This is a genomic window from Mycobacterium barrassiae (genome assembly GCF_025822765.1).
Classification (GTDB): domain Bacteria; phylum Actinomycetota; class Actinomycetes; order Mycobacteriales; family Mycobacteriaceae; genus Mycobacterium; species Mycobacterium barrassiae.
The window spans coordinates 1-19,922 of record NZ_JACKUK010000008.1 but is presented as its reverse complement, the minus strand read 5'-3'; the positions used below and the strand labels follow the sequence as shown (position 1 = coordinate 19,922).

At 62.8% G+C, this 19,922-nt stretch carries 20 protein-coding genes; 9 read left to right on the top strand and 11 right to left on the bottom strand.

Translation table 11 applies throughout. The annotated features are described in order from the left end of the window. Nucleotides 1-84: 84 nt before the first annotated feature. On the bottom strand, nucleotides 85-837 hold the full coding sequence (locus H7J93_RS00795; RefSeq protein WP_267304398.1) for a L,D-transpeptidase: 753 nt from the start codon (nucleotides 835-837) through the stop codon (nucleotides 85-87). A gap of 482 nt (nucleotides 838-1,319) precedes the next feature. Here H7J93_RS00795 and H7J93_RS00790 point away from each other — a divergent pair, with 482 nt between their 5' ends. Both H7J93_RS00790 and H7J93_RS00785 read left to right on the top strand, forming a co-directional pair. Next, nucleotides 1,320-2,528 (top strand): L,D-transpeptidase, encoded by a 1,209-nt coding sequence (locus H7J93_RS00790; protein WP_267304392.1) that lies wholly within the window; start codon nucleotides 1,320-1,322, stop codon nucleotides 2,526-2,528. A 68-nt stretch (nucleotides 2,529-2,596) separates the two neighbouring features. Continuing rightward, the gene (locus H7J93_RS00785) at nucleotides 2,597-3,442 is read left to right on the top strand and encodes a F510_1955 family glycosylhydrolase (protein WP_267304391.1); all 846 of its coding nucleotides are present in this window, start codon (nucleotides 2,597-2,599) and stop codon (nucleotides 3,440-3,442) included. Between the two features lie 670 nt (nucleotides 3,443-4,112). Here the strand turns inward: H7J93_RS00785 and H7J93_RS00780 are convergent. From H7J93_RS00780 to H7J93_RS00770, 3 genes are read right to left on the bottom strand one after another with little or no spacing between them, the layout of a single operon-like run. Continuing rightward, on the bottom strand, nucleotides 4,113-6,359 hold the full coding sequence (locus tag H7J93_RS00780) for a heavy metal translocating P-type ATPase (RefSeq protein ID WP_267304390.1): 2,247 nt from the start codon (nucleotides 6,357-6,359) through the stop codon (nucleotides 4,113-4,115). 26 nt (nucleotides 6,360-6,385) lie between these two features. Next, on the bottom strand, nucleotides 6,386-6,526 hold the full coding sequence (locus H7J93_RS00775) for a hypothetical protein (RefSeq protein ID WP_267304389.1): 141 nt from the start codon (nucleotides 6,524-6,526) through the stop codon (nucleotides 6,386-6,388). A gap of 24 nt (nucleotides 6,527-6,550) precedes the next feature. Then, entirely contained in the window at nucleotides 6,551-6,757 is a 207-nt protein-coding gene (locus tag H7J93_RS00770; RefSeq protein ID WP_267304388.1) for a heavy-metal-associated domain-containing protein, read from the bottom strand. A gap of 506 nt (nucleotides 6,758-7,263) precedes the next feature. Here H7J93_RS00770 and H7J93_RS00765 point away from each other — a divergent pair. From H7J93_RS00765 to H7J93_RS00750, 4 genes are all read left to right on the top strand, one after another. Continuing rightward, entirely contained in the window at nucleotides 7,264-7,491 is a 228-nt protein-coding gene (locus H7J93_RS00765) for a DUF2933 domain-containing protein (protein ID WP_267304387.1), read from the top strand. A gap of 440 nt (nucleotides 7,492-7,931) precedes the next feature. Beyond that, nucleotides 7,932-8,522: an ATP-binding cassette domain-containing protein gene (locus tag H7J93_RS00760; RefSeq protein ID WP_372507746.1), complete on the top strand. Its 591-nt coding sequence runs from the start codon at nucleotides 7,932-7,934 to the stop codon at nucleotides 8,520-8,522. Beyond that, the gene (locus H7J93_RS00755) at nucleotides 8,519-10,018 is read left to right on the top strand and encodes an ABC transporter permease (protein ID WP_267304386.1); all 1,500 of its coding nucleotides are present in this window, start codon (nucleotides 8,519-8,521) and stop codon (nucleotides 10,016-10,018) included. The genes H7J93_RS00760 and H7J93_RS00755 overlap by 4 nt, the downstream gene beginning before the upstream one ends. Then, nucleotides 10,018-10,428 carry a hypothetical protein gene (locus H7J93_RS00750; protein ID WP_267304385.1) on the top strand — a complete coding sequence of 137 codons (411 nt, stop codon included), beginning with the start codon at nucleotides 10,018-10,020 and terminating at the stop codon, nucleotides 10,426-10,428. The genes H7J93_RS00755 and H7J93_RS00750 overlap by 1 nt, the downstream gene beginning before the upstream one ends. A gap of 43 nt (nucleotides 10,429-10,471) precedes the next feature. On the opposite strand, the gene H7J93_RS00745 is transcribed toward H7J93_RS00750, so the two are convergent. The 5 genes from H7J93_RS00745 to H7J93_RS00725 form a co-directional block, all read right to left on the bottom strand. Then, entirely contained in the window at nucleotides 10,472-10,723 is a 252-nt protein-coding gene (locus H7J93_RS00745) for an SHOCT domain-containing protein (protein ID WP_267304396.1), read from the bottom strand. Between the two features lie 119 nt (nucleotides 10,724-10,842). Next, a complete protein-coding gene (locus H7J93_RS00740; protein ID WP_267304384.1) occupies nucleotides 10,843-11,352 on the bottom strand; it encodes a pyridoxamine 5'-phosphate oxidase family protein in 510 nt (169 codons plus the stop codon). A gap of 2 nt (nucleotides 11,353-11,354) precedes the next feature. Continuing rightward, nucleotides 11,355-13,658: a heavy metal translocating P-type ATPase gene (locus H7J93_RS00735; RefSeq protein WP_267304383.1), complete on the bottom strand. Its 2,304-nt coding sequence runs from the start codon at nucleotides 13,656-13,658 to the stop codon at nucleotides 11,355-11,357. Nucleotides 13,659-13,837: 179 nt separating this feature from the next. Further along, nucleotides 13,838-15,358, bottom strand: coding sequence for a multicopper oxidase family protein (locus H7J93_RS00730; protein ID WP_308204898.1), 1,521 nt, complete (start codon nucleotides 15,356-15,358; stop codon nucleotides 13,838-13,840). Next, complete coding sequence (locus tag H7J93_RS00725) at nucleotides 15,351-15,512, bottom strand: hypothetical protein (protein ID WP_267304382.1); 162 nt, start codon at nucleotides 15,510-15,512, stop codon at nucleotides 15,351-15,353. The genes H7J93_RS00730 and H7J93_RS00725 overlap by 8 nt, the downstream gene beginning before the upstream one ends. Before the next feature lie 141 nt (nucleotides 15,513-15,653). On the opposite strand from H7J93_RS00725, the gene H7J93_RS00720 reads away from it, so the two are divergent. Together H7J93_RS00720 and H7J93_RS00715 are read left to right on the top strand one after the other, a co-directional pair. Beyond that, entirely contained in the window at nucleotides 15,654-16,394 is a 741-nt protein-coding gene (locus tag H7J93_RS00720) for a response regulator (protein WP_267304381.1), read from the top strand. Further along, a complete protein-coding gene (locus H7J93_RS00715) occupies nucleotides 16,370-17,500 on the top strand; it encodes a sensor histidine kinase (protein WP_267304394.1) in 1,131 nt (376 codons plus the stop codon). The genes H7J93_RS00720 and H7J93_RS00715 overlap by 25 nt, the downstream gene beginning before the upstream one ends. 4 nt (nucleotides 17,501-17,504) lie before the next feature. Here H7J93_RS00715 and H7J93_RS00710 read toward each other — a convergent pair whose 3' ends face one another. Next, complete coding sequence (locus H7J93_RS00710; RefSeq protein WP_267304393.1) at nucleotides 17,505-18,215, bottom strand: DUF305 domain-containing protein; 711 nt, start codon at nucleotides 18,213-18,215, stop codon at nucleotides 17,505-17,507. Nucleotides 18,216-18,519: 304 nt separating this feature from the next. Next, on the bottom strand, nucleotides 18,520-19,230 hold the full coding sequence (locus H7J93_RS00705; protein WP_267304380.1) for a recombinase family protein: 711 nt from the start codon (nucleotides 19,228-19,230) through the stop codon (nucleotides 18,520-18,522). A 410-nt stretch (nucleotides 19,231-19,640) separates the two neighbouring features. On the opposite strand from H7J93_RS00705, the gene H7J93_RS00700 reads away from it, so the two are divergent. Next, on the top strand, nucleotides 19,641-19,808 hold the full coding sequence (locus H7J93_RS00700) for a hypothetical protein (protein ID WP_267304379.1): 168 nt from the start codon (nucleotides 19,641-19,643) through the stop codon (nucleotides 19,806-19,808). Nucleotides 19,809-19,922: the final 114 nt, after the last annotated feature.

Here is a 19,922-nt window from a genome sequence, read left to right as displayed (position 1 = left end):
CAAATCACGCACCGTCAACGACACCCCGACCGAACAGGAGGCCACCCCCGCGGCACTGACCGCCTGAACCATCACATCGAAGAATCACGCGACGACGTCGTACACCACGTCCGTGGACTTGACCCTGATGATCACCGGGTCGCCCACGTGGACGGTATTGAAATACCATTCGGCATTCTCCGGGCTGAGATTGATGCAACCGTGACTGACGTTGGCCGAGCCCTGCGAACCGACCGACCACGGCGCCGAGTGCACGTAAACCCCACCCCAGGTGACGCGCACTCCGAACTCGCCGTTAATCCGATATCCCTCGGGATCATCCAGTGGAATGCCGATGGTGCGCGAGTCGAAGACGACGCTGCGTTGCTTTTCCAACACGCTGAAGGTACCTACCGGTGTCGGGAAGGCGGGCTTACCCATCGACGCCGGCATCTCCCGTACTACTTGGTCATCAATGCTGACGGTGAACGTGTGGTCTGAGATGTCGGCGACGCTGATTACGCCCGCTCCCGTAGTGAAGTCGGTTTTCATGGGACCGACGAGCACCGTGACTGACGAATGCGCCGGCCAGAAATTGTCGGGGGTCCACTCCAACAGTGTTTCCGCGACCCACCTAACGCTGCCTGTCACGGGACGGGAGGTGATCACCTTGATGCTGCGCTCGACAGCGACGCGGTCGGCGACCGGTGATGCGAACTCGACCAGCACCGGATGCGCAATGCCGACGACATCTGCGGGTCCCGGACGCATCATGGTGATGGAGTTGCCTTCGCGCAAAGATCCGGCAGCGCCTGAACCGGTGGCCGGAGTTGCCCCAACGAGCGCCGCGGTCGTCATGACCAGTACCCAGAGTCGTCGAACGGTGCTGTGCACGATGCCCCTCCCTTCACCAAATCAGTGTCTAGATTCTACGTATCTACTACGTAGTTAGAGGGGGGATGCCTGTGATCGTCCGACCGGAGTACGTGCGAGAAACCGTGACGCGCGCAGCGGGTCCCGTTCATATATTCGTCGGTAGTCCAGTTTTTCAGTACTGAGATGGACCACAGGCCTCTGCCGGCCGTCTCCACTTGTGCGCTCGATAGATATGTGCGGCGCCAGCGCGAACGCCTCAACCCGAAAACTACGTACTAGCCTAGTAGGTAGTTCACGTTCTCGTGCACTGCACAAGCTTTACCGAATCTTTATCGAAGCACTAGTTGACCCATATCGGAGGGGGCAACCCTCAAGAGGTGCCGGTGCTGCAGGGCGGACGTTTCGCCGCGCGCCCTCCCGGTGATGACCGCGGTGTAGCCGGCCGGATGGAGAGGAGTAAACACATGCGGGTCCGACCAGGTCCCCGTCGGCGCTCATACCGGCTTGTGCTCGTAACCATCGCAGCTACTGCCGCGGCCGCGCTCGCTGCGTGCAGCGGCCCCACCCCACCGGCGCCGCAAGTCATCACGGACAAGGGCGACCCCTACAGCGACCTGCTGCTCCCCAGATTGCAATCGTCGGTGACCGACGGAGCCGTGGGCGTTCCCGTAGATTCACCTGTCACGGTGAGCGCCGGTGACGGCGTGCTAGGCGCGGTCACCATGATCAACGAAGATGGCGATCCGGTCGACGGACGGCTTAGCCCCGACGGACTGACATGGTCGACAGCCGAACAACTCGGTTACAACAAGCAGTACACGCTGACCGCCGAGGCGCTCGGGCTTGGCGGCGTGGCGCGCAATCGCATGACGTTTGAGACCAAGTCGCCTGAGAACCTGACGATGCCTTACGTCATGCCGAATGACGGGGAAGTCGTCGGTATCGGACAGCCCATCGCGATCCGCTTCGACGAGGACATCCCCAATCGCCTAGCGGCCCAGACGGCCATCCAGGTACGTACAGACCCGCCTGTTGAGGGCGCGTTCTATTGGCTTAGCGACCGCGAAGTGCGGTGGCGTCCAGCGCAGTACTGGAAGTCCGGCACGAAGGTCGATGTGGCGGTCAAAACCTATGGTGTCGACCTGGGCGACGGCCTGTTCGGCCAGGACGACGTCACCACGCGGTTCACCATCGGCGACGAAGTCATCGCCACCGCCGACGACAACACGAAGACCTTGACTGTGCGGCGCAACAGCGAAGTCATCAGGACCATGCCGATTTCAATGGGCAAGGACAGCACACCGACTGACAACGGCGCGTACATCATCGGGGACCGGTACTCGCATCTGATCATGGACTCGTCGACGTACGGCGTGCCGGTCAATTCGCCAAACGGATATCGCCTCGAGGTGGACTGGGCGACGCAGATGTCGTACAGCGGCATCTATGTGCACTCGGCGCCGTGGTCAGTTGGCAGTCAAGGCAGTACAAACGTCAGCCACGGCTGCCTTAACGTAAGCCCCAGCAATGCAATCTGGTTCTATGACAACACCAAACGCGGCGACATCGTGGAGGTCGTCAACACCGTGGGACCGACTCTCCCCGGCACTGATGGACTCGGCGACTGGAACATCCCGTGGGAGCAATGGCGAGCCGGCAACGCATACGTTTAACACCCGGTTCCGCTCGGGACGCAACGCTATGCCGTCGGTCGCGTTGGATCGGGGTCAGTGAGGTGGGTATGCGGGCAACCTTGATGGCAATGGCTGGGATAGCCGTTCTCATAGCCAGCGGGTGCTCAACTGAAGACACAACCCCTAGCCAAGGTGACACCAGAGGTCTCGCCCATATCCACGGCCTCGGCCTCGACCCTGCGGACGGCACGCTCTATGCCGGAACTCACTACGGCGTGTACCGGCTCTCCAAAGAGCGCGACCCTGAACTTGTCGGCGACATCGTGCAAGACTTCATGGGCTTCACTGTCGCGGGGCCGAATCACTTCCTCGGCAGCGGTCATCCGGGCGAGAGCGACCGCGATCATCCGCCTAACTTGGGATTGATCGAGAGCACCAACGGCGGGCAAGCGTGGACGCCGGTATCGCTGAACGGCGAGGTCGATTTCCACGCCCTCGATTACCGGCACGGCCTCGTCTACGGCCTCGACAGCGGCACACGCACAGTAATGGTGAGCGCAGACAAACACGCTTGGGATCGGCGCGCCGCGATCAACGCCATCGACATCGCGGTGTCACCTCAAAATCCGAACGAAATCCTGGCGACGACGGCACAGGGACTGACGCGCAGCCTCGACCAAGGCAAATCGTTCACCCCGGTGGGCGTGCAGCCCCAGCTGGTCCTGCTGAGCTGGCCTGATCAAGGCCCGTTGATCGGCATCGATCCCGCCGGAACGGTTTATGCCAGCGAGGATTCCGGCGCTACGTGGCAGCCACGGCAGGCATTGAGTGACAGACCGCACGCGTTACTGGCGGCCGGCGGCGGCGTGGTGTTCGTCGCGACGGCCGCGGGAATTCAGCGCTCGACTGATAACGGGACCACCTTCGATATGTTCTATGCGTTCCACGGATGATGACTCCGTGCATCGGGAATCAACTCGATCTCGGTGACGGTCACAGTGGTCGTACCGTGGCGGTCATGACCGAACCATAGAGTCTGGACAGGCTTGCGAATACAACCAGCGAAACCGACCGCCGCCTCCGCGCGCATATCGATGCGGGCCTGTTACACGCGCAGCAGACGGAAATCTCGAGCCTGATGCTGCACACCGTGCGGTTGATCAATGCACGCAGCCGAGGGGTCAGGAACAATCAGCTGGCGGCGGTGACTCCCAGCCAGGGCGATCTGCTTCGCATACGTGACGAGTGGAGTTCTTTCACGAGGTCTACGACCATTACCGTCGGGCCGGCATCGGACCCGCGATGCATGTGTGCCGCGAGCGAGCTTTCCCCGGAGGTCGACCGACGTGCTATGGCCAGGCTTTCAACGAGGCCAACGCCATCTAAGGGTTTGAACGCGAATTACGCCAATATCCGCCAGTCGATCTCGACAACGACGTCCTCGCAGACCGCGCTGAACGGATCTTGCCCGCCGTCGGCCGGGAAGCATGTAACCGCCCATGAGCCGGCGGTCGTGCTCGGGCGCAAGATTGGCCGCGATGCCGCGGAACCCCGCCGGGCACGTCGGTTGCATCACGCGAGACCTCATGCAGCTTCTCCGTTAGGTGTCACGGTCAGACGAGGCTAGCGATTGTTGCGAGGCCTCGGCATGAGCGACTTGAATCTCCGCAGCCGAAGGCTGTTGGTGACGACGAATACCGAAGAGAAGGCCATCGCCGCACCGGCGAGCATCGGGTTCAGTAGCCCGGCAGCCGCCAGCGGCAACGCCGCGATATTGTAGGCGAACGCCCAGAACAGATTGCCTTTGATGGTGGCCAACGTCTTGCGAGACAGCCGAATCGCGTCGGGGACGGCTCGTAGGTCACCGCGAACGAGGGTCAGGTCGCTAGCCTCGATCGCGACGTCGGTGCCAGTACCCATTGCCAAGCCGAGGTCGGCTTGGGCCAGCGCCGCGGCGTCGTTCACTCCGTCGCCGACCATGGCGACAACCTTGCTGTCGGCCTGCAGCCGTTTGACGGTCTCGACCTTGTCCTGCGGTAGCACCTCGGCAATGACCTCGTCGATACCGACCTGCCGGGCGATTGTTCGAGCAGCGGCCTCGTTGTCGCCGGTGAGCATGATCGGTGTCAAGCCGAGCGTGCGCAACTGGCGAACGGCCTCGGCCGATGTCGGTTTCACAGCATCAGCCACGACAAGGACTCCTCGCGCCTCGCCGTCCCAGCCGACTGCGACGGCGGTCTTGCCCTCAGCTTCGGCTCGGCCCATCGACTGTGCCAATCCATCCGGCAGGCGGTGTGACCAGTCTGCGAGAAGGCGTTGCCGGCCAACGACGACCGCGTGACCGTCGACGACGCCCTGCACGCCGAGTCCCTCGAGATTGGTGAAGCCTTCGACCGGCGGAAGTTCGGCGACCTTACGGGCCCCGTTGGCGATTGCCTTAGCGATCGGATGCTCGGAGGCGTCTTCGAGCGCGCCGGCTAGCCTCAGTACCTCGTCGGGCTGCTCGCCGTCGGCGGTCAGCACGTCGAGCAACGTCATCGTGCCGGTCGTGACGGTGCCGGTCTTGTCCAGCACGATGGTGTCAATGCGCCGAGTCGATTCGAGCACTTCAGGACCCTTGATGAGGATGCCGAGCTGGGCTCCCCGGCCGGTTCCGACCATCAGGGCTGTCGGTGTGGCCAGGCCCAGCGCGCAGGGGCACGCGATGATGAGTACCGCCACGGCCGCCGTCAGTGCCGCGGCGACCGACCCGCCGGTGCCGACCCAGAATCCGAATGCGGCCACTGACAGTGCGATGACGATCGGGACGAAGATCGCGGATATCTTATCGGCCAGCCGTTGTGCCTGTGCCTTGCCGGTTTGGGCTTCCTCGACGAGCTTGGCCATCTGTGCCAGCTGTGTGTCCGATCCGATCCGGCTGGCGCGCACCACAAGTCGTCCGCCGACGTTGACGGTGGCACCGACGACCTGATCGTCAGGACCGACCTCCACCGGCACGGACTCCCCCGTGAGCATCGATGCGTCGATCGCTGAGCTGCCCTCAACAACGACGCCATCAGTAGCGATCTTCTCGCCCGGACGCGCGATAAACTCGTCACCGACGGACAGCTGATCGATCGGAATACGTTGTTCCACACCGTTTCTACGAACAGCAACATCCTTTGCGCCCAATTCGAGAAGCGCCCGCAGTGCAGCGCCGGCGCGGCGCTTGGCGCGGGCCTCGAAGTAGCGGCCGGCCAGGATGAAGGTCGTGACGCCCGCGGCAACCTCGAGATAGATACTGCTGGTCCCGTCGGTGCGCGAGATGGTCAGCTCAAACGGGTGGGTCATACCGGGTATGCCGGCGGTGCCCCAGAACAGCGCGTAGATGGACCAGCCGAAGGCGGCGATCGTGCCGATCGAGATGAGCGTGTCCATCGTCGACGTGCCGTGTCGAAGGTTGGCCCACGTGGCCTGGTGGAACGGCCAGGCGCCCCAGACGACGACCGGCGCAGCGAGAGTCAGCGACAACCATTGCCAGTTGGTGAATTGCAGCGCGGGAATCATCGCCATTGCGATCACCGGAACCGTGAGCGCGAGCGAAATCAGCAGGCGTCGTCGCAGTGATGCGGTGGGATCGCCCACCGCCGAATCAGCCGGTGCGTCAGTGCGATCCGGTGTGGGTAGTTCGGCGGTGTAGCCGGCCTGTTCGATGCTCTGCACCAGTTGATCGGCTGAGACGTCGCCGACGTAGTCGACGCGCGCCTTCTCTGTGGCGAAGTTGACGGTCGCCGTGACGCCGTCGATCTTGTTGAGCTTCTTCTCGATTCGTGCGGCGCAGGACGCGCACGTCATTCCGCCGATCTGCAGTTCCACGCGGCTCGCGGTCATCGCGCGCTCCTTCCCGTCATGGGTTGTCAGTGGCCGTGGCCGGACTCGACCGGCGGCTTGGCTGGGGGCACCGAATGGTCGATGGCGCTCTCCCCGATCCGGAATGCCGTATTGAACACGACGGCGAGGGCAAGGACGAATCCGGTGACCTTCTGCGATCCGTTCACCGCGTCTCCTCCATCCGTGTCGACTCAGCCGGCGAGCTGGTAGCCGGCTTCTTCAACGGCGCTCTTGATGGCTTCGGGCTCGACCTGCTGCTCGCTGTCGATGGTGACCTCGCCACTACCGAGGTCGACGTCCACTGCAGTCACACCTGGAATGCTGCCGACCTCTTCCCGAACCGAGCTGGCGCAATGCCCGCAGGTCATCCCGGTGACGGTCACGGTAACCGTGCTCATGTGGTTCCTTTCCTCACGGGCGGCTCGTCTGCCCTAACAACTTCGTACTATACCCCTATGGGGTATATCAAGGCCGCACCGCTGTCTCTTGGATCACATACCTTAGGGGGGTACTTGTAGTGCGGAGATGTATCCGGTCAGACACCTTAAGGAGGGAGGCGAACATCGCAAGAATGACGGCACAAGCCCGACGGTTGACGAAGAAGCTCCGCAGTACGCTCGATGGCGCAATGCCTTGACCTCTGCGCTGCCGAAACAACCATCCGGCGCGGCCGGGTGGCATCGGAGGACGCACACAGGTCTAAATCGCGCTACAGATACCGATTCAAGTCATCCCCATCGAGGACCACCACCCTCGCGCCGAGGAGCAATGGCATGGACCACAACCTAAGGACTTTGGTCAATGGCGAACGTGACCTATGGCCTGTGGATCACCTACGTAGGTCCGTTGGCACCATCGCGCTAGAGGCGCATCGTTAATTTGTTCCTGAATGAGGGAGAGATCGATGAAGCGTCAATACATGCCCTGGTACGCAGCCGCTCTGGCTGCTGCTCTGATCGGTGCGGTAGCAGTCGGCGTACCACTATCGACGGTTCTCCTATTACTCGTCGTGCTGGCCTGCCCGGTGATGATGATGTTCATGATGGGCGTAATGGGCGGACGCCACGGCGACGGCCCTGATCAAGGCTCCACCGATATCGGTGAGCACCGCGACTCCGCTGACCGACCGTAGCCTCTTCCGCCATCGATCGTGGGATGGTGTGGCGATGGCTGACGCCGCGTATAGCTTATGGCCGCTGCTAATTCTGAATACGTTATTATTCGCGGCTTTCGGACTGAGCTTCTTTCCTGATCATGTTCGTCGTGCTGCCTACGTGTACGAGCGGCGCGCGGACCGAAGAACACAGATTCGCCAAGCAGATTGGCCGCCAATAGGGCAAATACCCGTTGCGCACAACGACATTCGCGCCCAAGATCATCCGGCTTCGCGGCACTCGGCCGACGAATGATTTTGGTAGGCAACACAACGTCATTGGCGCCGCAAGGAGACTAGTCGTGAACAATCTGGCGAGCACACCAACGGTCACCAGGGCGCCCCTGGTCGAGGCTAAGTCGACGACGGTGCTGTCGGCCGAGGGTATCGAGAAGTCATTTCGCCGGGGCATTTGGCCGATGTCGCCCCGCCAGCAGGTCCTGCGCGGCGTCGACTTCACCCTCAAATCGGGTGAAGTTGTCGGTCTCGTCGGTGAAAACGGATCCGGCAAGTCAACGATCATGAAGATTTTGGTCGGCGAGATAACCGCGGACGCCGGTACTGTAACCCGCTCCGGGGTGCTCGGCTACTGTCCGCAGCAGCCGGTCGTGTATGAACGCCTGACGTGTGATGAGCACATTGAACTATTTGCGCGGGCGTACCGTATGACGCATGAGGCGGAACGGCGCACCCGCCGAGATCTCTACGAGGCGTTGGGATTTGAACGCTATGCCACCACCCGAGCGGATAGGCTTTCAGGGGGCACGCTGGCCAAGCTCAACCTCGCCCTCGCTATGCTGGCTGATCCCCCGGTGTTACTGCTTGATGAGCCCTACGCCGGCTTCGATTGGGACACCTATCTGAAATTTTGGGATCTCATGGGCCACCGCCGCGACGACGGGCGGTCGGTGCTGATCATCAGCCACTTCGTCGCAGACGAACAGCGCTTCGATCGCATCGTGAAGCTCTGCGACGGACGCCTGTGCGACGCCCAAGCCGGTGCGTCATGACAACGGCGGCCCATGAACAGTGGCGCCCCACGCTGTTGTTGACCCGTAGCTTCATCACCGACTACGTGCGCAACCCGGTCAACCTGATCATGCTGATCCTGGTGCCGCTGGTGTTCGTGCTCGTCGCCGCGGGATCGATCGCCGACGCGATGGAACTGTTGCGCGGCCGGCCGGGCATCGCAACCCAAACCGCCACGGCCGGCTGGGCAGCAGGCTTCCTCTCGGGCTTGGCAATGTATTTCCAGATCCGCTCGGCACGAAGTGCGGACAAGCGAATGCAGCTTGCCGGGATGCCAGTCGCGCGACTCCTCGCCGCCCGCGCCGGCACGGGCCTGCTGATGGCCGGATTCGTCGCGGCTGTAGCGCTCGCTGCGTTGGCGGTGCGCACCGGCATTGACGACCCCGTTCGGGTGATCCTCGGAACGCTGATGTTCGCTGTCATCTACCTGGCGATCGGCGCACTGATCGGGGTGGCGGTCGCCAATCCCGTGAATGGTGCAGTGATCATCCTGTTGATCTGGATGATCGATGTGTTCGTCGGTCCAGCGGGCAGCGGCGGAGACTATGTGCTCACCCGCTGGTTTCCTACCCATTTCGTCACGTTGTGGATGGTGGACACTCCGTCGTGGCATGCCGGACGGCTCGGCGATGTCGGCCTCGCCTCGGTATGGATGGTCGGCGCCCTGGGCGTCGCGGGCGCGGTTGTGGCAGCTGGGTCCCGCACAGCGCGACGGCGTCCGCGCATAGCGGGCCAGCTGGCGACTGCGTTGCGAATCGGTCTGGTCGACCTGCGGCGCAACGCCGTGCTCCTGGCGCTATTAGTGATCGTGCCGGTGACTTTCGTGCTGTTGGCGAAGGTGACCACTCCCGGGCGTCCCCTCATGGTGTCCGTCACCGAAAACGGCGCCACCTCAAGCCAGCCGTTCTGGTTTCCTGAGGTGCACGCCGGAGCTATGGCACCGATCGGCATTGGGGCGTTGGCAGCATTGGTTGGGATGTTCGTGGTCGTAGATGCCGCCGCTGGGGATCGACGCCTGCGGCTCGCCGGCTACCGCATCGGTGTCATGCTGGCGGCTCGGCTGGGCGTGGTCGCCGTCGCCGGCTCGGTCATCACCGCAGCCACGATGGTGGTTACCGCGACCGTCTTCAATGCCAAGCAGTGGGCCGGCTACATTGGCGCCAATCTGCTGATCGCCGCCATTTACGCGCTGATCGGTGTCGTCATCGGACCACTGCTGGGCAAGGTCGCGGGTGTGTTCGTCGCATTCTTGATCCCCTTTCTCGATCTGGGCATCATCCAAAGCCCGATGCTTCGCCCGGTCCCTCAAGAATGGGCCCAGTTTCTCCCCGGTTACGGCGTGACCCGGTTGCTATTCGACACCAGCCTGACCGGAGGCTTCGACGAAACCGGTTCACTACTAATTGGATTGGCCTGGCTGGCCGGTCTACTGCTGGTAGCGGGAATCGTCCTCGTCCGCGGTGGTAAATCAGCGTGATGATCGCCGCAGCATGGCTTTTCGGTATTGGTGGCGCCGTCATCATCGGGATCGGGGGCTTCTTTCTGTTCGCTCGGCCGGCGCTGCTGCCCGAAGACTTGCGGTATCTCGATCGGACAGACACCGAGATCGACGCCGCGATACCGGGCCTGCGTGGGTGGCTAAGGCTGGTGTTCAGCGTCCTTGGCGGTTACGCGGCGGCGACCGGGATATTGACCCTCTATCTGGCTGCGACTGAGATAGGTGACGCCAGTCCGTCGGCGGTGGCCGTGCTCGCAGGCGCCGGCGCATGCTCTATCGGAGTGATGGCGGTGGTGAACTTCTTGCTGCACTCAACATTTCGGTGGCTGCTCTTGGTTGCCGCCGCGCTATGGATTGCCGCAGCCATAGTGGCAGCGGTGTCTCTATGATTGACAGCCGTCGCCATCGCGGCAGGCAGGTCCAGCGGCTTCGTCAGTGCTGCGCGTGATCGCGCAGGACGGCTACCCTGTCGCGATACTCTGTTTCACTGATCTCTCCGTGTGCGAAACGCTCAGCCAGTATTTGTCCCGGCGATAGTGGGGGCGACACGCGGCGATTCTCGTCGCGGCTGCTCAGTCTGATCAGCGCCACTATGCCAAGAATGAGCAGCGCCCAGAACAGCACCATCCCGATACCCATGCCGGTGTAACCCCACCAGCCCATGTTGTGGTCATACCAGAACATCACGGCGTCTCCTCCTCATGTGCTCCGCACCTAACAACAGCTTGACCATCGAGACAGGGTGCTTGCCAGAGTCGATAGCACTGGCTTGGATGGACTTTGGTCACAAGGGGCATGTCTCGTTATCTCTCCACTGGGATCGTCACCCGGCCGATCGCGCCGCGTGGCCGGCGCAAGTTGCCTAACACAGACATCCCCATGCCATAGGTGAACAGCTTGCCTTCTGGACGTATCCGGATGAAGCAGAGGTCTCCACCCTCGGTGACGATGCGTCGCTCGGTGGCGAGGATCCTGCGGAGGAACCAGGACGACTCGAAGGCTCGGTTCGCTCCTTCATCGTCTGCGGCAAGAACGGTGGCGGTGCCCAGGAATTGAATGGCCCGTGGTGGGAATGCGGGAATGAATAAGTGCGGCACTGGTGCGACGAAAGCCACTTCGGGATGTGCGCGGAGGTTGCGGACTTTGCGGGTGGTTGTCCGCGTCGTCACGTAGAGGGCCAACGGCTCGCCCAGCGCCGACACAGCGTAAATCACTCCAGTCGCATGCGGCGTACCCCGCTCGGTCAGAGTTGACAACGTTCCGAACGTTTTTCTGCGCAAAGCCCTTTCGACCCGGACAAAGCTGATGCTCACAGCTACCCCTGACCAGCGCTGGGCAACTTGAGCCGCTTGAGCATCAATGCGTTGACCGCCACGATCAAGCTCGAGCCCGACATCGACAGCGCAGCAATCTCCGGACGCAGCACCAGCCCGAAGGCGGGCTGGAAAACACCTGCGGCGATCGGTAAGGCGATGACGTTGTAACCGACGGCCCAGCCGAGGTTCTGGCGCATCTTGCGTAGCGTGCCTCGTCCGATACGCAACGCGATGGGCACGTCCAGCGGATCCGACCGCATCAACACCAAATCGGCTGTCTCGATTGCGACATCCGTGCCTGCGCCGATCGCGATGCCCAGGTCGGCTTGCGCCAACGCGGGAGCGTCGTTGACGCCGTCGCCCACCATCGCGACCTTCTTGCCCGCGCGCTGCAGAGCCGAGATCTCGGAGGCCTTGTCGCCGGGCAGGACCTCGGCGATCACCGTGTCGATACCCAGCTGGGCGGCAATCCGTTTCGCGGTTGCCTCGTTGTCTCCGCTCAGCATCGCTACCTGCACGCCGAGCTCGTGCAGTGCACCGACGGCGTCGGCCGAGGTTTCCCTGGCCGCGTCCGCCAATGCGATAACTCCGACTCCACGTCCGTCCACGGCCACCAGCACGGCAGTTCGGCCGCTGGATGCGAGCTCGTCGCGCCTTAGCATCAGCGCGCCGAAGTCAATGTTTTCGTCCACCATCAGCTTGCGGTTGCCGACGGCCACGCGCCGGCCCTCCACCTCGGCCGTCGCGCCGTGACCGGGGACATTTCGGAAGTCCTTAAGTGACAACGGCTTTATTCCACGGTCGGCGGCATGGCTGACTATTGCGGCTGCGAGGGGATGTTCGGAGGCCGATTCGACGGCCGCCACCAGGCTGAGCATCTCGTTTTCGTCGATGCCGTCGACCACCACGTCGGTGACCTCGGGCTCGCCTTTGGTCAAGGTGCCGGTTTTGTCCATCACAGCGGTCTCGACCCGGGCCGAAGTCTCTAGCGCCGTGGCATTCTTGAACAGCACACCGCGTTTGGCGCCGAGTCCTGTGCCGACCATGATCGCCGTCGGCGTGGCTAAACCCAGCGCGTCGGGGCAGGTGATCACGACGACTGTGATCGCGAACAGCAATGCGGTCTGAACGCCGGCGCCCACGGCCCACCACACCAGAAAGGTGGCTATGCCGCCGACGAGTGCGACGAGCACCAACCAGAACGCGGCCCGGTCGGCCAGCCGTTGGCCGGGGGCCTTCGAGTTCTGCGCCTCTTGCACCATCTGCACAATTTGGGCGAGGACGGTATCAGAGCCTACCTTGGTAGCCCGCACACGTAGCGTCCCGGTCGTGTTGATGGATGCGCCGATCACCGCAGACCCAGGAACCTTTGTCACCGGTAGGCTTTCACCGGTCACCATCGATTCGTCGACCTCGGAGTGGCCGTCTTCGACGCTGCCGTCGACCGGGATCTTGGCACCCGGACGGATCAACAGCAGATCTCCGGCGGTCACGTCGGCTGTTGGAATCTCGACAGGTTCGCCGTCGCGGACCACCACGGCCATCGGCGGCGCGAGTTCCAGCAGCGTGCGAATGGCATCGTTCGCGCCGCCGCGGGCACGCATTTCAAACCAGTGGCCCAACAGCACGAAGGTCGTCAGCACCGACGCGGCTTCGTAGAAGACTTCTCCCCCGCCCGTGAGCGTCACCCCGACGCTGTACAGCCAGCCCGCACCGACCGCCACGGCGACGAGCACCATCATGTCCAGGGTGCGTGCACGCAGCGCCCGCCAGGCCCCGTCGAAGAAGATCCAGGCTGAGTAGAAGACGACCGGCAGGCTCAAAAGCAAGGTGAAGACGTCGTCGCGCAGCCCGAACGGCGCGGGCACCGTGAATCCGAACATGTCGCGGCCCATCGGTGACCACAGCATGATCGGGATCGAGAGCACCAATGCGACGAGGAAGCGGTTGCGCATGTCACGGACCATTTGATCCATCGACATTCCGGCGTGGCCGCCGTGTCCCATCATCTCCTGGGGTGTCGCCGCGCCGTGGGCTTCGTGCTCTGCGGGCTCAGCCATCGGCTCGCACATATGGTTGGGCACCGATTGGCCGGCGCAATGCAGACCGCAATCGCGTAACCAATCCGAGAGCTGCGCCACCGACGTTGCGGCCGGGTCGTAGGTGACGGTCGCGGTTTGATTGGCCGCATTCGCCGCGACCGCGCTCACCCCGGGACGTCGTAGCAGCGTAGCCTCGACGCCGGCAGCCGAGGTCGCCCAATGCAGCCCACCCACGTGAAGCACGACGGTGCTGTTGACCATGTTTAGAGCCTCGCGCCGCGCCATATAACTCCGCTAGTCATTCGATGAAGATTTCATGAAGCATGGAGGTAATGGTCGGCATGTTCGTAGTCGGGCAGGCCGCCCATCATGGGCAGCACCGAGCCACCTCGTCCGCGGAATCGGATTAGCGGATGACCGCTCAGCGTAGGCCGCCCTCCTCACATGACATAGTCCAGAGTTGTCATCATCCCAGCTTCTTGGTGATAGGTGTTGTGGCAGTGCAGCATCCACTCACCAGGGTTGTCGGCGATCACATCGACAGTGAGCTGCTGCATCGGCAGGACTACGACCGTGTCTTTTCGTGCACCACGGCCGCCGTCGGGGTTGATGACCTGGAAGGTGTGCCCGTGCAGGTGCATCGGATGCCACATCATCGACATGTTGTTGAACGTCAGGGTGGCCCGTTGCCCCTGCCGGACAGTGAGCGGCTCGGTGTGGGAGAACGGCCGGCCGTTGATCATCCACTCGTACTTCATCATGTCGCCCGACAGTCCGGCGGACAGCCTGGTATCCGGCTCTGCAGAGCCGAGGTCCACTTCAGATGTGGCGGTGAACATCTCGACGGTCCCCACTAGCCCGTCGAATTCGGGCGGCCGGTATGCGGGGTCGGGAGCGGTTCCGGCGCCGGTGGACAGCAGTGCGAGTGCCAGCCCCTCCTTGCCCTCGGCCGCGGCGACGAGGGGGAAGACGCCGTCGCCAGCCGTAACAACGACGTCGTATCGTTCACCCATACCGACAAGTAGGGCGTCGACATCTGTCGGCCGGACGGGAAAGCCATCCGTATGGGTAACCGTCATCCGGTGACTGGCCAGTGCCACTCGAAACGCGGTGTCGGAGCCCGCGTTGACGATTCGGATACGGACTCGGTTCCCCGGCTTGGCATTGAATGTGGTCGCTGCCGCCGGTATCCGTCCGTTGATCACGTAGTACGGGTAGCTGATGTCGCCGGCGTCGCCGCCTAACAGTGCGCTACGGCCTATGCCGTTCATTCCCGGCATGCTGCCCGTGTCGTGCATACCGCCCATTCCGGGCATGTCGTCGTGCGCCGGCATCGATGACCGCCGCAATCCGTCGTAGAGCTGCTGCGGCGTCGAGCCGACACCGTCAGTCCAATCATCCAGTACTACAACCCATTCAGCGTCATAGGCGCCTGGCTCGGCCGGGTCATCAACGATGATCGGCAGGTACAAGCCGGTGTCGGCGTCCAGTCCGGTGTGCGGATGCGCCCAGTATGTGCCTGAGTGCGGTACCGAGAAGCGGTATACGAAGTCGGTGCCGGACTCGATGTCGGGGCTGGCCGGGGCGACTCCGTCCATGTCGTTGCGCAGTGCGATGCCGTGCCAATGCACTGATGTCGAGTGGTCGAGTCGGTTCTTGAGGGTGACCACAAGCTCGTCGCCCACATTGGCCCGGATTAATGGGCCGGGCACGGCATCACCGTAGGCGAATGTGGCCGCACGGGTATCACCGAGGTCGATCTGCGTCCGTCCCGCAGTGAGCTCCACTGCGACCGTCCGCCCGGTGTGGGGCCTAGCCGCTTCAACCGCGTCGATGCGGCCATTTGGGACGAGCACGGTCGTGTTGCGCGTACACGCGGCAAGTGTCAGCGCCGTGGCCGCCGTACCGGCGAGGAAGGTCCTCCGGCTGACCCGTCTTGGTCTGAAAACCCTTTCAGTCACGGCTCGGCCCCCGCCGTCCGCGATCACGGTGAAGAGGAAACAGTGCAAATGCCGCGGCAATCGGCGCCGCCCAGAGAGCGGCGATTACCAAAGCCACAACCACCCAGCCGATCCACCCCGATCCGGCGGCGAGCGGACTGTTGCTCAGCGTCATGGCCGTCTCCTTCCGTCCGGATTCACGATGCGCCCGGCGGGCCATTCAATCGGTGTGGGTTCTGTGAAGATTTGCTCAAGACCCGTGCCGTGATGCCGGGGTTAGCCCCTAGTCGGCTCTCGCCGGGGCACGATGAGAGTCATGGAGCGCAATCCGGATCGCGGCGTGGCCGGGTATCGGGCATTGGTCGTCGACGACGAGGTACCCCTAGCGGGCGTCGTCGCGAGCTATCTCGAGCGAGAACAGTTCGAGGTCAGCGTCGCGCACAACGGTCACGATGCTGTCGCGATGGCCCGGGAGATCGACCCCGATGTCGTCGTGCTCGACCTGGCACTGCCGGGCATCGACGGACTCGAGGCGTGCCGGCAGCTACGGACGTTCTCGGATGCCTACGTAGTCATGCTGACTGCGCGCGACACCGAGATGGACACCATCGTCGGCTTATCGGTCGGTGCTGACGATTATGTGACCAAGCCGTTCAGCCCCCGCGAACTCGTGGCACGAATCCGGGCGATGTTGCGCAGGCCACGCACGGTGTCCACATCGACCGGGGCAGACGCGACTGCCGATCAACCGCCACCGCGCGTTTTCGGCTCATTGCGGATCGACGTAGCCGCGCGGGAAGTCTTCGTCGGCGATGAGCTAATCGCGTTGACCCGCACGGAGTTTGATGTGCTCGCTGCGCTGTCGGCACGCCCAGGTGTCGTATTTAGTCGCCGGCAACTCCTCGACGCTGTGTGGGCAGAGTCATGGGTCGGAAACGAGCACCTCGTCGATGTACATATCGGCCATTTGCGCCGCAAGCTCGGAGATGATCCCGCCGCACCGCGCTACGTCATTACCGTGCGCGGCGTCGGATATCGGATGGGAAGCGGGCAGTGAAGGCGTCTCGTCGCCCGGGTATCGGCGTGCGGCTGCTGTTGGCCCAGACCTTGGTGCTTATCGCGGGCGCCGCCACCGTATGGATCGTGGCGGCCGTCGTCGGGCCGCCACTGTTTCGCGAACACCTGCACCGCGCAGGTGTGCCGGAGATGTCCAGTGAGCAGATGCACGCGGAAGAGGCCTACACCTATGCCACGGCCATATCGATTGCGGTGGCACTCGCGGTGTCCGCTCTGACGGCGCTGGTGGTGACGTGGTATTTCAGCAGGCGTGTACAACGCTCGGTAGCCGAAGTGTCTTCGGCCGCGGCCGCGGTCGCTGACGGCCACTACGACTCACGCGTGTCGCCGCCGCAGCTCGGTGATGACTTCGACTCACTGGCAAGGGCTTTCAATCAAATGGCGAGCCGGCTTGAATCGGTGGAGGCGACGCGACGACGGATGTTCGGAGACTTGGCGCATGAGATCCGCACACCGGTCTCCGTGCTGGAGGCCTACCTGGAAGCCATTGAGGACGGGGTCAACACCCTTGATCAGGACACCATTACGATGCTTCGTGATCAGACTCGCAGATTGGTGCGATTCTCGGGGGACGTTGCTGCGCTCGCGCAGGCAGAAGAGAGTCAGGCCTCGATTGCGCCCACGTCCGTTGCGCCCGGCACACTGATCGAGACAGCAGTCACGGCGGTGGCAGACCGTTTCGCCGCCAACGGTGTGGCACTGACATCCCGGATCGATGGCGATCTGCCGCCGCTATGGGCGGATCAGCACAGGCTCGGACAAGTACTGGCGAACCTGCTCGACAACGCGTTACGCCACACGCCTCCCGGCGGTCAAGTCTCCATTACAGCGGACGCGAAGGACGCCGTACTCACGATAACCGTGACTGACGACGGTGAAGGAATTCCCGCCGAGCACCTGCCACACCTATTTGATCGCTTCTACCGAGCCGATGCCGCCCGGGCTCGCGAACATGGCGGTGCCGGAATTGGCCTGGCGATCGCGAAAGCCCTTGTGGAAGCACACCAGGGCCGTATCACCGCCGATAGCCGCGGTCCGGGGACCGGCGCGACGTTCACGATCACGCTGCCGATCCGCCGGGCCTAGAGTCCTAAAGCGTCGCGAGGATGCCCTTCATCGTGTCGATTTCCTTCTGCTGGGCGGCGACGATTGCTCGCGCCATTTCGAGGGCCGCCGGATACTGACCGTCCTTGATTTCCGTCTGTGCCATGGTGATTGCGCCCTCGTGGTGAGCGATCATCTGCGTGAGGAACAACCTGCTGGCCTCAACACCCTGAGCATTCTGCAGAGCCTCCATGTCCTGCTCGGACATCATGCCCGCCATGCCGGGCATGCCCGACATCGATGGCATCCCTGAAGTCGTTGGCATGCTGCCGTGGCCAGGCATGTCCCCGGACGGCATCGGCATATTTCCGTGGTCGGGCATGCCCGACGGCATGGGCATCTGCGGGCTGCCCCATTGGGTCAGCCATGCTTGCATCTTCTCGATCTCGGGCCCCTGCGCAGCTTTGATCTGGTTCGCCAGCTCGGTGACCCGCGGATCGATGCCTTGCTTCCCCAGCACCATGTCACTCATCTCGACAGCCTGCTGGTGATGCGGAATCATGTGCTGCGCGAAGGTGACGTCGGCATCGTTGTGCTGCTCACCGCTAGGGGCCGGCGTAGTGGCCTGCGCTGTTGGGCTTGCTGCCGTATTAGCCGGGCCAGACGGTTGTTCGTCGCCAGAGTTGTTACTACATCCCGCCGCTATCACGAGCGTTGCCAAAGCGGCCGCGCCCGTTAGAAGTGCTCGTGTCAACATCGTGTGATCGTTCCTTTCGTAATCGCCTGTAGGGACGGGCTCCCCCGCGCGCTCGGCCATTCCGAGCCTCCCAACCGCTGATATGGCACCGCTAGTCGTTCAATGAAGATTCGATAAAGCTCGATAGCGGCCGTTTAGGCGTCGCAACAGAAGTTGATGATGGCCGCCGTTCACTCGCCGGCGTGCTCGTGTCGATATCGAGGTTCTTAACCATGCAAGACCAACTCGCTGTCGAATGACCTGTAAAGCCCGCGCCGTCAGCCACGTCCTTACTTTGAGTTCAGTCACCTACGGACTGGCGTACCTAGATTTCCGCCGCGACGGCTTGTGCAGCGCGGCCATCTTGACCCCCGATCACCGCCCTGACAGTCGAGGCGTGCCATTTCGCACCCCCCTGGGCAGTAGAAATACGGTCGGCCGTTAAGCCGGCAGCGATAGTCCGCAACGAATAGCCACTCGCCCTCTCATCGACTATCCGTCTGACTACTTGGCGAGACAGCGCTGAAGGACGACCAAGTCGTACCCCTTGAGCTTTCTTGACCGCCAACGCTTCTCGGGTGCGCTGAGAAATTAAGCGGCGCTCGAGCTGACTAAAAACGGCCATCATTGAGGCAGTCGCCTCCCCTGCCGGCGTGCTGGTGTCGATGGCGAGGTCGCAGGTCACCAGTTCCCAACCGGCGCGGCGCGCCTGCTCCATCAGAGAGGCGGTGTCCAGGACAGACCGTGATATTCGGTCCAGCTTCGCTGCCATCAAGGCGGCGGCGGCTCCCGACTCGACAGCATCGATAGCTGCGGCTAGTCCGGGCCGATGACTTACGCCTTTTCCGCCACTGATCCCCTCGTCGGCGTGCCAGGTGACAACGTTCCACCCGCGCCGCTTGACCTCAGCGGAGATCGCGGCACGTTGGGCCTCAAGTCCTACGCCACTGCTGGCCTGCTCGTCGGTCGACACACGGACATAAGCGACTACCGATCCTGTGGGCGCGGCAGTGGCACTACGTCGTGGTCTAGCCACCCGAAAAGTGTACAGCAATTGACCGTTTGCTGTACACGCGGTGATGGCAGATTCGGCGCCGCCGAAGACGTAGGACGCCCCGAAGGGTGCGCCTAGCCGGCCAGGCGCGCTGCCGAACCACCTTTCTAACGGCGAGCCCCTTCACAGCGCGCCATCGCCCGCGCAGCGCTTGCGCTCAGGTAGCAGAGCTCGGTGTCGGCGCGCCAGTACCGTGTCCAGCGGACGAAAGGTGGTCGGTGCATGGAAGGCCAGCAGGCCAATCACTACCGGGCTGGTACCTAAGCCGGGCACGACCAGGACTGCAGAGATTGTCGATACAATCTGCACCTTTTCGCGGACATCTATCAACCCCATGGTTCCGCCAGCGCGGGTCTATCCATTGCAAGTATCGACGCTGGTTCATCACTGACGTGGTGCCAGTTCTGTTGGCGCTGGTGAGCCTTGGACAACTTGTCCTGATCTTCGCTCTAGAGCAGAGCAAACTTCTTCGAGTTGCGAGCAAGAAGGTTTTTCTCACGGCGAAGGACAAGTTCGATGACATCAAGCATCTTTTCGGCGACGTGTCCGACGAGCAATGATCAGAACCTGTGGATGAGCCTCGGTGTGGGGGCGTGAAAGTGGGCGCACCTTCCCGAGGATGATCTGAATATCCGAAGGTCCGATCATGAGCCGGCGTTGGCGCGCTGGTTCGG